Below are 14,266 nucleotides of genomic sequence, written 5' to 3'. Positions count from 1 at the left end.
ACCTTTAGGGCGGCTATTTATTCTTCCACTCTTTACGTTCGCGCGACGAGGGAATGTTCAGTTGCTTCCGATATTTAGTAACGGTACGGCGGGCGACCGGGTAGCCGCGCGAGTTCATCGTTTCCACGATATCTTCGTCGGAATAGGGTTTGCTCTTGTCTTCGCTATCGATAATGGCCTCAAGTTCCTGCTTGATTTTTTCGTAGGCCACTTCTTCGCCGGTAATCTCGTTTTTCGTGCCGCCGCCAAAAAAACGTTTGAGCGGGAAGACGCCTCGAGGTGTCTGGATCCACTTATCGTCAACCGCACGGCTAATGGTAGTAACGTGTACCTTCACCTGGTCGGCAATCTGCTGCATTTTCAAAGGCTCGATATATTCCGAACCTTTATCGAGGAAAGCTTTCTGGTGGTTGATGATCGCCCGGGCCACTTTTTCCAGGGTCGTACGTCGCTGTTCGATGGAGCTCAGTAGCAAGGAAGCGGATTGCAGATTTTTCCGCATGTATTCCTTTTCTTTTTCCGTGCCGGTGCCGTTTTTGTACATCTCCATGTACTTCCGATTGATGTAGATCTTCGGAATGCGGTCGTCGGTCAGCTTGATTTCGTAATCGCCGTCTTCATCCCGTGTGACCAGAATGTCGGGCGACACGAAGTGATTCGAAGAGACCTCAAACTCCGCCGCGGGGCGAGGATTCAACGTTTTCAGAACTTTCACGGCTTCCTGAATGGTGTCGATGTCGTAGCCGGTCTGCTTCTGGATGATCGGGTAGCGATTGTGCTGAATATCTTCCAGGTGACTGCGAATCAGGACGCGCAGAATATCGCCGTGCGGGGTATTTTCATCGATCTGGAGAAAAAGGCACTCTTTCAGATCGCGGGCGCCGACTCCGGCCGGTTCGAGGGTCTGAAGAACTTCCAGCGCTTCTTCCCACTGATCGGGCTGAGTCTCTTTCCCAAATGAGAAGGCGAGTTCCTCCAGATTGGCAGCGAGGCGACCGTCTTTGTCCAGGTTGTAAATCAAATATTCGACCCGGTCTCGAGCGTCCGCCGAGAGGTTTAGAAAACCGAGTTGTTCGGTCAGATGATCCTGCAACGAGGGGGGCCGGTCGGGCATGTTGTTCATTGCCTCCAGTTTCTTGTCGCTCATTTCCTGGCGGGCGGCCCGGGAAGGGCGATTCTCCTCATCGAGGAGTCCCCCCAACTGGCGGTCGAGAGATTCGAGTCGATTGAAATCGAGCTGATTATCCGCATCGTGAGCGAGCGGGGCATCCGGATTAAATTTTTCGACCTGGCCGTCGGTGACCGGGGTTTTTTCATGTCCCAAATGCTCGCGGGCTTCCAGAAACGGATTCTCCTGGAGTTCTTTATCCACGCGTTCCATCAGTGCTGCAACTGGAAGTTGAAGCACTTCCATGGAATGGATCATGCGTGGCGAAAGCTTGAGAACCTGATGTTGCTTTTGCCCTAAATTTAAATCCATTCTCATCATTGCGGTGCCATTCTCCCAAAAGGTACGGCTTCCCCGTTATGCGTCATCCCGAGTGAGTATAACTGAAGGCTTCAGACTTTGCAAGCAAAATTTATGCCAAATTGAAGTTTGTGCGACTTTGAAAAGGATTTTTTATAAGCTAATACGAGCTAGAGGCGACTTTTTGAATCGACCGGATTACAAAAACTATCAGTTTCGCCGGGAAAAGCGCACGAGTTACTATTTGCCTATTATACCGGGATTACGGGCGGTCCTTGCCTGAAAAAAAATATATTTTCACGGTTTCGACTACCAAATTATTAAAAAAGGAACTTCTCTGAAACTCCTACCAGGAAGAATGTAGAAGTTCCATCAGTCCTCGCAGCCAGATTGGGCAACCCGTAGCGGGGCCGTAACGCGGTGGCGAAACTAGTATAGATCACTCTTCGCCCGGAAACGATTAATCCGAATTCACCGCGGGCAATGAGGGGAGTCGCATTTCTCAACATGAAGGATTAAATGCTTCGGCGACCTTCGAGAGCGTCGGTCAGCATCTGCGAATTGACGTAGTCGAGAGAAGAGCCGGAGGGGATGCCGCGAGCCAGTCGTGTAATTCGCACCTCAGTCATCGCAAGCATGTTGGCGATAAAAAGGGCAGTACCGTCCCCTTCCAAGGTGGGACTGGTCGCCAGAATCAACTCGCGAACGCCGCCTCCACGCACCCGATTGATCAGAGAATTGATTTCCAGTTCGTCGGGTCCCACATCATCGAGCGGAGCCAGCTTGCCGCCCAGGACATGGTATCGACCTCGGAATGTGGCGGCTCTTTCGAAGCTCGCCAGATCTTTCGGGGTTTCCACGACGCAGAGCAGACTCGCGTCCCGGCGAGAATCCCGGCAGATCGAACAGACTTCGTCCTCAGTCCAATTGTGGCAGATCGAACAGGCCCGCACGGTCTCCACAGCCGAGCGCAGGGCTCCAGCGAGGGCTAGAGCCTGATTGCGATCTCCATTCAATAGATGATGGGCGATTCGCTCGGCCGATTTCGGCCCGATTCCCGGTAAACGGCTGAGCTCCTGAATCAGTAAGCCGATCGCCCCGCTGGGAACTTCACGCAATGACATGGATCACTTTCAATTCCGTTTTACAGGTATGCTAACTCAAGCCGGGAATATTCATGCCCGGCGGCAGGCCCAGACCGGATGTCATCTTGGACATCTCCTCGGCCAGGACTTGACGCACCTTGCTCATCGCCTGGTTCGTGGCCGCCACGATCAGGTCTTCCAGCATTTCGCGGTCGTTCAGCTTCAGGGCTTCGTCGGTGATCCGGCAGCTGAGGACTTCCATCTTGCCGTTCACTTTGACGGTCACCATTCCCGCGCCGGCATTGCCTTCGGCGGTCAGGCTGTTGATTCGCTGCTGATATTCTTCCATCTGCTTTTGCAGCTTGGGAAGATTTTTCATCATGCCAGCCATCTGGCCGAGTTGTCCGAACATGGTTAAATCTCCTCGACGGGTACCTCGGGAGGAGCTGGCGTCAATTCTTCGCCAAAGCCTTGATCCATCTGTAGCACCCGCGCATTCAGCTTTTCTATTATTCTATTGGTGAGGGGAATGGTTTTTAAACGTTCCTCGCGAGCCTGACGGGACGGCGTGCCCCCCGGTCCGTTGCCGGTCGGCATCTCAACTCGCGCCCCGGCTTCTAATTCGACGCGAATCGACCATTTCTCGCCCGTATGGGTTTGGAGTTCTCTCTCGACTCGTTCCAACGAGTTCGGAGAGTTACAGTAATCGTAATTCGAGAGAGACGTGAGCGGAAAGATGAGATCGATGCGATGCGCGGCGGGAGAGATTTTCCGCTGGGCCTTGTTCATATTGGCCATCAGCATCGGTAAATTGTTGAGCAGGAGATTCCAGGCTTGCTCCACACTCAGTCCCCCCGAACCATTCTTGCTTGGCTCGCCGAGCTGAAAAGAGACACTCTCACTCAGAGTTTTTTTTTTATCGGCGGGGAGAGCAGGAGTGGAAGGGGCAGTCGCGGGGCGCGGGGCAACTTCCCCGGATTGCAGCATCTGCGTCAGCTGTCCCACCGAAATTAGTTCCTCGAGTCGGCAGAGGCGAACCAGAGCCATCTCCAGAGTCAACTGGGGATAGTTGGTGTTTCGAAGCTTGGCCTTGGCGGAAGTCAGGACGTCCAAACCGGCTAATATCGCATCGATGGGCGATGCTTTGGCATGTCGGGAAAGCATCTCGCGTGTGCGATCCGGCAGAAAATCCCCCACCGCTTCCAATCCGCCGCAGTTGACGATCATCATCTGCCGCCAGAATTCGATGAGCTGATCGAGAAGTTCCGTTAGAAGCGTCCCCTCTTCGGTGAATGTCGAGAGCGTTTTCAAGGCCGCAGTCGGGTCTTTGCTGAAAATCGCTTCCACCAGCGGCAAAATTCGCTCTTCGCCTGCCGTACCCAAGAGATCGTAGACTTGTTGTGCGGTGAGGGTCTTGCTCTGGGCGTACGAGAGGAGTTGATCGAGTAGCGACTGGGCATCGCGCATCGAACCCGCGGCCCGACGGGCGATGAACTGGATCGCTTCCGGTTCGGCCTGCATTCCCTCCGCCTTCACGACTTCGGTGAGGCAGGCGGCGATTTTGGCCGTGGTGATAATGCCGAAATCGAAGCGCTGGCAGCGAGACAGAATGGTAATCGGGATCTTTTGAACTTCGGTGGTCGCGAAGATGAATTTCACATGAGCCGGCGGTTCTTCCAGTGTCTTCAATAGCGCATTGAAGGCCTGTACGGAAAGCATGTGGATTTCATCGATGATGTAGATTTTGAAGCGGCCTCGGCTGGGGCGGGTCTGCACATTCTGCCGAATCGCTCGGATTTCATCGATGCCGCGATTACTGGCCCCGTCGATTTCCAGCACGTCGATATCTTCCCCGGAACTGATGGACCGACAGATATCGCATTCATCGCAGGGGGTAGGAGTAGGGCCTTTTTCACAGTTGAGGCACTTGGCCAGGATGCGGGCCGCGGAAGTTTTGCCGACGCCGCGTGCTCCCGTAAACAGATAAGCGTGCGCGACCCGATTGGTCTTGATCGCATTGGCCAGCGCCTGGCCCACCGATTCCTGGCCGATGAGGGAGCTGAATTGTTTGGGGCGATACCGCCGGGCAACCACTGTGTAGTTGGGGGTAGCCTCCGCAGCGGGCGGCGTCTTCTCAAGTGCAGCTTCAGACTTCTTTTTCGCCATCTTTACCTGTCAGCGGTGAATGTCACCTGCTGAATTTTGATCGGGTTCCGGGGAATTTCCTTTTCCGGATAGTTTTCCATGTTGATCACCGGCCGGTTGGCGATACTGCTGACGATGTCCAAGCCCCGGGTTACCTTGCCGATAATGGTGAATTCGCCATCCAGAGCCGGGGCCGGGTTCAAAGTGATATACAGCCGACATCCCGCCGTGCCTGGATCTTCGTCGTGCCAGAAGCCTACCGTACCTACTTCATGTTTTACAGTTTCGCTGAACTCGGGACGAATGAAATATCCGATATGCCCCCGACCGCGCTCCCCGGTGCCCACCGGGCAGCCGAATTTCACCATATCGAGCCGAATCTTCGCATCTTCATCCGATACCTGATGAATTGTACGCTCGAACTGCAACCCCTCAAAATAGCCGATTTTGGCCAGCGCCAGAAAATTTCGCACGTGGTTCGGAGCCAGCGCGGGATTCAGTTCGATGACGAATTCTCCCGCTTCAGTTCGCACGGTGGCCTTAAGCGGTAAGGGTTTGCCCGATGAATCGGTCAGTGCGATGCTCTTCCAGATCTTCTCCACCTGAAGACGCAGGACTGCGGTCGGCTTGCCATTGAGGAGTACGTCCGGCGGTTGTTCCTGCCCATCAGGGATTTCGTCGGTGACCGTGGCTTCCGCGAAGGAGGCATTCATCGGATCGGACGTTTTCGTTTCGGCCGGGGCATTGGCCTCCGATTTAGGTTCGGGAATAGAAGAACGCGACTCCCCGATTATCGGCTCAGAATTATTGCAACCGAGGCCGAACGCCAGACCTAAAACGATTGGACTAACAAGCGCGATTTTGAATGAAGCCGTCATGTCGAAATCTCCGGATAGCGAAGGCGCGAGTCCGTGGAATAGCCGGAGAAGAGCGGATGGTCAAGTAACTTACTCCCGTTTACCCGGAAGAGGATCGTTTGAATTTTTGACTGGGATTCTTGAGTCGCGACGAGCGCGGAATGCTCCATTTTACCCGTTCGATTTCCCATCTTTCCAAACCGCGTCGGGCTCTGGTAAAAATTTCTATCCGTTAGGTAAAAGTTGCTATCCCATTGTAACTTGTTTTCTGGTAGGGTGCATTTTGTGAAGGAGCGGCAGCACCATGGGGGTGTTGTCTGCCGATTAAGCCTGACCGGACAAGGAGGTTCGGTGTGGCCCGCCGTTGGCGTCTAAGTTCCAAACTGGTTTTCGGTCTCGTACTCGTCTTGGGGAGTCTGGGTCTCCTGCTGGCTTCGTCGCTGCAGTCGCTCACGACCTATTCGCACTCCATGAAGATGTTTCAGAGCAAGCTCGCCGAGCTTCAACGGGTAAATGATCTTTATCCGGAAGTCGATGCGTTGCTCCCGAAAGAAGGTGCTACCGCTAGCGCCGACCAGACTACCATCTTTAATCAGATCGAAGTCGTCAAGAAACTCTTCGAACAGGCCCGTACCGTTTTCAAGGATGCGGTGAGTCGCGGCCGGGAATTCGACAATTACACGAATGTTCGGCTCGCCGAAGATTTTGCCAAGCGACTCGTACTATTTCGCGAATGCGTTTCCAGTTTTTACCAGCGCGGCGGCGTCAACGATGAGGTGCGATCGCTTTCCGCCGATAGTTCCACACGCAGCACTTTCAACGAGTTGCGCGTCCTGGTGAACGACATGCGGCAGCAGTGCTATGTGGACATGGTGCAGCGTATCGAAGAATCGCGAGCACTCTACACTCGAAGCCTATGGGCCATCGGTTTCGCCTCACTGGCGGCCATCGCCCTGGTAATCGCTCTGGTCATGCTCTGCCTCCGTTGGGTCGTCAAGCCCGTACAGGAATTGGAACAGGGCGTCAAACGGGTGACTGACGGCGACTTCAAGCATCCCATTGTAGTTCATTCCGGCGATGAGTTGGAAGACCTGGCCGCCGCCTTCAACAACATGACCCATCGGCTGGATAATACCTATCAGTATCTCGAAAAACAGATCGAGGATCGCAGCCGGCAGTTAGTGCGTTCGGAACGGCTGATCAGCGTCGGATTTCTGGCTGCCGGGGTCTCGCACGAGATTAATAATCCGCTGGCCAGCATTGCATTCTGTGCGGAATCGCTCCAAAGTCGCCTGACGGACTATACGAAGCAGTATCCCCAGGATACCGAAGTTGTCACCAAGTATCTGAAGATGATTCAGCAGGAAGCCTTTCGCTGCAAAGAGATTACGAGTCGTCTGCTGGAGTTCAGCCGGGTGGGCGAACGCCGGCGGGAAGCGGCCGATCTGGCCGAATTGATCCAGAATGTCCTCGAGATCGCACAGCACTTGCAAAATTGTCGAGGCAAACGTATTGTCTTCCAACCCTACGCCCGGGTGATCGCCCAGGTGAACGGACAGGATGTGAAATCGGTGGTTCTGAATCTGGTTGTCAACGCACTGGACAGCATGGACGAAGGGGGGATTCTGAATATCACCCTGCAGGCCGAGGCTACCTTTGCGGAAATGACCTTCACGGATACCGGTTGCGGTATGAAGCCCGATGTGTTAGAGAACATTTTCGAACCGTTCTTCACGCGTTCGAAAACGGGCAAGGGAACCGGTCTGGGACTGTTCATCAGCCACCAGATCGTGAATGCACACGGCGGCGAAATTCAAGCCACCAGTGCTGGGGTGAATCAGGGTAGCACGTTCCGGGTGCGGTTGCCGTTGAAAGCAGTGCAGACTGTCGATTCGGCAACGACCAATGACGGCGGCATGGATGCCGACCTGTATATGAAGGGCACGAAACGGAACAACGGCTCTCTATGGATGGAGGATGGTCTTGGCAACGCAGCCGCATAATAGCCTTCGAATCCTCTTTGTCGACGACGAGAGTTCTCTCCAGGAGTTCATGCGACTGGAGATGCCTCGGCTCGGCCATCAGGTTACGGTCTGTCAAGATGGCACGACCGCGTTACAGGCTTTGAAAACCGCTACTTTCGACGCCGCGATCCTCGATCTGCGGATGCCGGATATGACGGGTATTGATGTTCTCGAAAAACTGAAGCAGGTCTCCCCGGATACCGAAGCGGTCATCATGACCGGTTACGCTTCCAAGGAAACCGCCGTCGAAGCTTTGCGACTGGGGGCTTTCGATTACATTACCAAACCCTGCCGGATTGTGGAAATCGAAGGAATTCTGATCCGCATCCTGGAGCGTCGCAAGCTCAAGAACAAAAACCTGGCTTTGCAAACGCGGGTTCAGGCTGCGGAAGGATCCACGGGCCTCATCGGCCACTCGCCGACAATGGATGTGGTCCATCGAGTTATCGAAACCGTCGCTCCGACCGATTCCACCGTTCTGATCACCGGGGAAACCGGTTCTGGCAAGGATGTGGTCGCCCGCACGATCTATCAGAAGAGCCGACGGGCCGACATGCCCTTCGTACCGGTGAACTGCGGTGCTTTGTCGCCGACGCTGGTCGAAAGTGAACTGTTCGGGCATCGCAAAGGGGCTTTCACGGGAGCCGATCGCGATCACAAGGGACTCTTCGAAGTTGCCAACGGCGGCACCCTGTTCCTCGACGAATTGGGCGAATTAAACAAGAACATTCAGGTGAAATTGCTGAGGTTCCTCGAGTCGGGCGAAGTGCGACGGCTGGGGGATACAGAATCGATCCGCTGCAATGTGCGGGTGATCTGTGCGACCAATCGCGACCTGCACAAGATGATTCAGGCCGATGAGTTTCGCGAAGACTTGATGTACCGTTTGAATACCTTCGAGATTCAACTGCCGCCGCTCCGCGAACGGCGGGAAGATCTGCCGCAACTGGCAAAGCATCTGCTAGCTCGATCGGCGAAGCGTACACCGGAGCAGGTTGCGAATCTGCTGAAGCCGGAAACTATCGATGCCATGCTCGATTACGAATGGCCCGGAAACGTTCGTGAATTGGCAAACGCCATGGAATACGCTTATATCGTGGCCGGTGGCCAGGAGATCGGGGTAGGGCACCTGCCCGCGAACGTTCGCCTGAAGCGTTCCAAGATTCCGTTTGCTCAACCGCTCGCCGATCAAAATTCGCCGATGATTCTCCAGATGCCGGGAGCAGCCAACACTCGCACGCTCCACGACATCGAAATGGAGCATATTCTGCGGGTTTTGGAAAAGAACAACCGGAACAAACCGGCTACCGCGGCCGAGTTGGGGATCAGCCTCAAAACGCTGTACAACAAGCTCAATCGCTGGGAAGAGCAGCGCAAGACGGCGGGTTGATCGAGCTACTTCCGCCGTCTATTACAAGGAGCGCGATTCCATCGCCGCTCCTTTTTCTTTTCCCCGAAGCAAGTTGGCTACTTCTTCTCACCCGTTTTGATCTCAATCAAACGTTTCTTCTGTTCTTCGGTCAGAATCGTCATCAAATCCTTGTGTTCCTCATCGCGAATCTTTTTGATTTTCGCTTGGAGTTCGTCGATCTGATCCCGGTACTTGGATTGCGTCTTGTAAACCTTTTGTTTTTGTTCGTCGGAAAGCCCCAGCTTGGCCCAATTTTGAGGCAACTGCCCGCGGGCCTTCGTAGAGGTTTCTTCCTTGCTGGTTTTGTCTTTCTTGGCTTCCTTCTCCTGACTGGAAACCACACCCGTAAACGACAGCAGAGCCAGACCGCAGACCAGGGCTACCAGGCGACGGTGAATCATAAACGACCTCCCTTTGAGGGTAGATTGAGGGTTACGACCGCTTGAAATAAACGATCTGAATCTATGAAAATCTCATAATGCGGAATTATCAATAAAAATTTATTTAAAATCAGAAAAAATATGATTTTGTGTACACTACTTTCGGAATCGGTCGAAAACCCAGAGCGACTGCGGCCGAATCGATCGAACTAAGACCGGATAAATCCTTTCGATTTTGCATTCCTGAGCAGACATTTCTGTTGTTTTTGGGCTTCAGCTGCATCACTATAATCCCCTTTCGCTTTTTCCGGATTCTTTGCGAGACGAATATGATCTGCATCACCATCGCCCAGGAGTCACGTCGGCTCCTGCTGGCTGATATGCTCAATGCCTCGATGATTGGTGCCGATTTGCTCGAGATTCGCCTGGATGCACTGGAGAACGCGCCGATCTTCGAGGAACTGATTTCCGCAAAGCGTAAACCCTTATTGTTCAGCTGTCGTCGCAAGCAGGATGGCGGGCAGTGGTCGGGAAGTGAAGAGGAACGCCTGATTCTGCTGCGGCAGGCCGTGTTATGCAAAGCCGATTATGTGGAAATTGAAGTGGATGCGGCCGATCAGATTCGGCCTTATCCCGGCTGCCAAAGAGTCATCTCCTACACCAATTTGAAAGAAACTCCCGCGGATATCGCTGACATCTGCGAGGAAATGAAGACCAAAAAACCGGATGTCCTCAAGCTCACCTGCAAAGCGAGAACTCCGGAAGAAGCCTGGCCATTGGTCCAATTGCTGGCCAAGTCGACGATTCCGACCGTAGTTGTGGGTTTAGGCCGGCCCGGTCTGATGCTGGCTATTCTGGACCGTAAGATTGGTGCTCCCTGGACCCTGGCGGCGCTCGAAAAAGGTATGGAAGCCTACCCGGGCCAACCGACCATCAGCGATCTGGAGAATCTCTACGCGTACCGTGCAATTTCCAAATCGACAAAACTGATCGGCGTTACGGGGATGAGCGAAAAGGATCAAATTCTTTGCGGGCTGCTGAATGCCGGGTTCTCCGAAACTCCGGCCCCCACACGCTGCTGGCCGTTGCAAGTCGGTAACTGGAAGCTTTTTCGCAAGATCATCGAAGCTGTGAAACTGCAAGGGGTTGCGGTCGAAGATGATTTCATCGAAAACGTCCACGAGGCCGCTTTTTTAGACGAACAGGCTCGTGCACCGGTGCAGGCCGCCGACTGGATGAGCCCAGGCGACCAGGGCTGGCGCGGTAGCAATCTCCTGGGGGAAGTCACCGCCAAACTTTTTCTGGAGGTCTTTCAGGCCAAGGAGCCGGAAAACCCTCAACCGCTCAAGGATAAAACAATTGTGGTGGCGGGCGATACGGCCCCCGGTCGAATGGTGGTAGCCCGGCTCAAAGAGCAAGGGGCTCTGATGATCCTTGCGAGCAAGGATCGCCAGAATGGTCCTCGACTCGCTGTGGCGTTGGGGGCTCGATTCATTCTGTGGGAAGCGATTTATCAAACCTTTCACGATGGCCTCATTGTGGCGGGCGAGCCGCAACCCGAGGAAGGAGATGATTCTCAAGAGTTGATTCTTCATCCGGGTTATCTTCGGCAGGGGATGGTCGTAGTCGATTTGCAAGCGGGGCTGCGCGGCAGCAAATTTTTGCGAGAAGCCGAGTTGCGCGGCTGCAAGACCCTTACTACGGGAGATTTGCTGGTCGAAAAAGTCCGTCTCGTGGTCTCGCGAGTGACCGGCCTGGAAATATCAACAACGCCGTTGAAGGAAAAATGGAATCAATGGGTTTCGGTGGAAGAGTAAGCGAACTCGGGATGGGTCTCAAGTCATTTTTTTGCCTGAGTAACTAGAGCTAAGACCATAGCGGAATTCAGGGCAAAGCTCGCTCTAAGATTTGGTTTTGCAAGGGTTTAACGGCAAAGCTCCAGGCTCGGGTTTCAACTGTTTTTCGAGGGAATGGGATTGGAGCGGTTGTTTCGGTTAGGACGTTCGAGCGGGGAACAGAAATGATCTGCAAAAACCGGAGACTTGAAGAACCCTCTCCATCCACCGATTCGCTCCAATCGCGCCAACGATTCCCCTCTTCACTTTGTTTAGTTAATTGACAGGATACTTAGTACCGTGATACGGTGTAACGTATTAGGGACATTCTAGCGACGGCGATGGCTGGTTCGACCACCGCTTCCGTCGTAATTCTGTTCCCATATCCGGCTTATAGTCTATCGGAGAAATCCCTATGGCAGTCACTTCCGGCGTTTGGGGCATTGACGTAGGACAATGCGCCCTCAAAGCCATTCGGTTGGAAATAATCGACGGTAAACCAACTGCCACTGCATTCGACTATATCGAACATCCAAAAATTCTCAGCCAGCCCGATGCCAATCCAGACGAATTGACCAAGGAAGCACTGGAGAAATTCCTGTCCCGGAATCCCATAAAAGGGGACAAGGTGGCGATGGGCGTTCCCGGCCAATCGGGTCTGGCCCGTTTCGTGAAATTGCCGCCGGTCGAAGAGAAAAAGATCGACGACATCGTAAAGTTTGAGGCCAAGCAACAGATTCCCTTCCCGCTCGAAGAAGTGGTGTGGGACTTCCAGCGCATTGGCCAGGGGCAGATTTCCGACGGCTTTGTCGAAACGGAAATCGGCCTGTTTGCTATGAAACGGGATATGATCTCCCGGTTCCTGTCGCACTTCCAGAGCGCTGGGATCGAAGTGCATCTGATTCAGATGTCGCCGTTGGCCCTGTGCAACTACGTCACCTATGATCTCATGCCCGACGGAGCATCGAAAGACGAACGGGGCAAAAAGAAGTGCGTGGTGGCCCTCGATCTGGGTACCGATAACTCCAATCTGATCATCACCGATGCGGACAAGATCATCTGGCAGCGACCTATTCCGCTGGGTGGCAACCACTTCACCCGCGCTCTGACGAAGGAAATGAAACTGACCTTCGCGAAGGCCGAGCATGTGAAGCGGAACGCGGCGAAATCGCCCGATCTTCCCAATATCTTGAAAGCTCTGCGTCCAGTCCTTACCGATTTCGTCGGGGAAGTGCAGCGATCGCTGGGCTACTTTACCAACACGCACCGTGATGCCACCGTTTCTTACATGGTGGGTATCGGCAGCGGTTTCAAACTTCCCGGCATGCAGAAGTATCTGGCCGAGAAGCTGAATCTGGATGTGCGAAAGCCGAGCAAGTTCGATCGAATGACGGGCGATTCGGTTCTGAATGCACCCGCTTTCATCGAAAATATGCTGAGCTTCCCCGTCGCTTATGGTCTGGCGACCCAGGGGTTGGGGCAGTCCCGATTGACTACAAACCTTTTACCGCCGGAAATTCACAAAGAACGTCTGATCCGAGCCAAGAAACCCTGGGCGGTGGCCGCGGCCGCCATGTTCATGATGGGCACGGGCGTTCTGGCGATCGGCTATTCGATGCCTTACAACCAGGCTCAAGCCACAATCATTCAATCGGCGATCGATGAAGGGAAAAATGCAAAAACTCGCGCCGATAAAATCAACAAAGAAATCGCTTCGAAGATCAGTGACGTCGAAGCCACGACGAAAAAGGTGCAATCGGTTATTTCGGGACAGGACGAACGCAAGAACTGGATACGCATGTACCAGTTCATTGATAATATCCTTCCGGTTCCCGGAGAAAATGGCAATCTGAACGATCAGAATCAGGTCGTCCTGTGGCAGAATCAGCTGGGGCTCGAAGCCTCCAAACGCTATGTGGATCGGCTTCGCAATGGCCTCCAGCCGACCGCCTCAATCGATGAAGCTTATCGCGAATATCTGGCTGCGGTGGATGTGGAAGCGATTAACACCCGCTTCACAACCAATCTCAAGGGGGCTTACGATAATCTGGAAAATTACCTGAATATCTACACCGGCCGAAGCAGCAAGGAATTCCCCTATAACTTCGACGGCGCCGATCTCGCGATCAAGTATTTCAACAAGGATGCCTGGAAGGAAAAGCCAACGGGAGAAGGTTGGCTGGTAGAGATTCGGGGCACGACGTTCTATAACACGCCGCTGGTTCCCACCCGAGAATTCCTGCGACGTGCAGTGATTCAGAATCTCCTCCGAGCCTCACAGAAGCGGGAGTCGGATCCGAACACCACTACCCGGGAAATCGAACCGATCCTGGGCAATATCAGCCACGTGTTTCTCTACAACTATTGGACGGACAAAATGCCCGATCCGGGGCAGTATCGTCGGATCGGCAGCAGCCTGATCGAGGAAATTTTACCGGCCGCGGGTTCGGAATCGGCCAGCGACAGTTCCCAGAGCTCGGGAGGAAGTCCTCCCAGCGGCGAAGGAGTAGGCTCCGCTTCTGCTTCGTCCGCCGAACCTTGGGTTCCGCTGGTCAGCGCGGGGGGTTCGATGGGAGGGGCCTCAAGCGGTCCGGGTGAACTTGCTGGTCCGGGCTCCCCGGGAGGTGGCGGTAGAAAATCGGGTTTCGGCAGCCCCGGTCCCGGCCCGGGTTCCATGACCATGGGTCCTGGAAGCCTGGCAGGCTCCGGCGGCAAAATGGGCAGTGGGGGAGGGGGCGGAAGCGGTACTTACGCCTCCAAGGATGCGGATACCGAAAGCGCTGCGGTACAGCAGCAGCCTCAGTTCGATAACAACGGCAATCCCATTCGAAAAGTCATCAAGCCGCGCTACGAATTCGTGGTGGTGTTCGTTTGGAAAGAACCGACACCTTCGGACAAACTCATTACCCCGGCCTCCGACATCACGGAAAGCGTTCCCGCAGCACCAGCAGGTGGACCGGGGCCAGGCCGTGGCGGCAAATAGTTGAAATAATCACTGTCAGGCTCGATTGGATTTTCAACCGGGCCGATCTCGAATAGCTAAATCGTACACCGCCGCAAG

The 14,266-nt window shown here is 54.1% G+C and carries 10 protein-coding genes; 4 read left to right on the top strand and 6 right to left on the bottom strand.

Annotated features, from left to right (window positions below; genetic code table 11):
* Nucleotides 1–13: 13 nt before the first annotated feature.
* From rpoN to KIH39_RS11405, 5 genes are all read right to left on the bottom strand, one after another.
* Nucleotides 14–1,480 (bottom strand): RNA polymerase factor sigma-54, encoded by a 1,467-nt coding sequence (gene rpoN, locus KIH39_RS11425; RefSeq protein ID WP_246539657.1) that lies wholly within the window; start codon nt 1,478–1,480, stop codon nt 14–16.
* A 503-nt stretch (nt 1,481–1,983) separates the two neighbouring features.
* A complete protein-coding gene (gene recR, locus KIH39_RS11420; protein ID WP_213499517.1) occupies nt 1,984–2,592 on the bottom strand; it encodes a recombination mediator RecR in 609 nt (202 codons plus the stop codon).
* 31 nt (nt 2,593–2,623) lie between these two features.
* Nucleotides 2,624–2,965 (bottom strand): YbaB/EbfC family nucleoid-associated protein, encoded by a 342-nt coding sequence (locus tag KIH39_RS11415; protein ID WP_213499515.1) that lies wholly within the window; start codon nt 2,963–2,965, stop codon nt 2,624–2,626.
* A 2-nt stretch (nt 2,966–2,967) separates the two neighbouring features.
* A complete protein-coding gene (gene dnaX, locus KIH39_RS11410; protein ID WP_213499513.1) occupies nt 2,968–4,719 on the bottom strand; it encodes a DNA polymerase III subunit gamma/tau in 1,752 nt (583 codons plus the stop codon).
* Between the two features lie 2 nt (nt 4,720–4,721).
* Complete coding sequence (locus KIH39_RS11405) at nt 4,722–5,576, bottom strand: peptidylprolyl isomerase (RefSeq protein ID WP_213499511.1); 855 nt, start codon at nt 5,574–5,576, stop codon at nt 4,722–4,724.
* 332 nt (nt 5,577–5,908) lie between these two features.
* On the opposite strand from KIH39_RS11405, the gene KIH39_RS11400 reads away from it, so the two are divergent.
* Nucleotides 5,909–7,558 (top strand): sensor histidine kinase, encoded by a 1,650-nt coding sequence (locus KIH39_RS11400; RefSeq protein WP_213499509.1) that lies wholly within the window; start codon nt 5,909–5,911, stop codon nt 7,556–7,558.
* Entirely contained in the window at nt 7,539–8,969 is a 1,431-nt protein-coding gene (locus tag KIH39_RS11395; RefSeq protein ID WP_213499506.1) for a sigma-54-dependent transcriptional regulator, read from the top strand. The genes KIH39_RS11400 and KIH39_RS11395 overlap by 20 nt, the downstream gene beginning before the upstream one ends.
* A gap of 77 nt (nt 8,970–9,046) precedes the next feature.
* On the opposite strand, the gene KIH39_RS11390 is transcribed toward KIH39_RS11395, so the two are convergent.
* A complete protein-coding gene (locus tag KIH39_RS11390) occupies nt 9,047–9,391 on the bottom strand; it encodes a hypothetical protein (RefSeq protein WP_213499504.1) in 345 nt (114 codons plus the stop codon).
* A 308-nt stretch (nt 9,392–9,699) separates the two neighbouring features.
* On the opposite strand from KIH39_RS11390, the gene KIH39_RS11385 reads away from it, so the two are divergent.
* Entirely contained in the window at nt 9,700–11,187 is a 1,488-nt protein-coding gene (locus KIH39_RS11385) for a type I 3-dehydroquinate dehydratase (protein WP_213499502.1), read from the top strand.
* Nucleotides 11,188–11,620: 433 nt separating this feature from the next.
* The gene (gene pilM / locus KIH39_RS26810) at nt 11,621–14,188 is read left to right on the top strand and encodes a type IV pilus assembly protein PilM (RefSeq protein WP_213499500.1); all 2,568 of its coding nucleotides are present in this window, start codon (nt 11,621–11,623) and stop codon (nt 14,186–14,188) included.
* Nucleotides 14,189–14,266 lie beyond the last annotated feature (78 nt).

The sequence above is a fragment of the Telmatocola sphagniphila genome, assembly GCF_018398935.1.
GTDB classification, from domain to species: domain Bacteria; phylum Planctomycetota; class Planctomycetia; order Gemmatales; family Gemmataceae; genus Telmatocola; species Telmatocola sphagniphila.
Note: the sequence above shows the minus strand (reverse complement) of the source record. Positions and strands in the feature narration are given on the sequence as shown.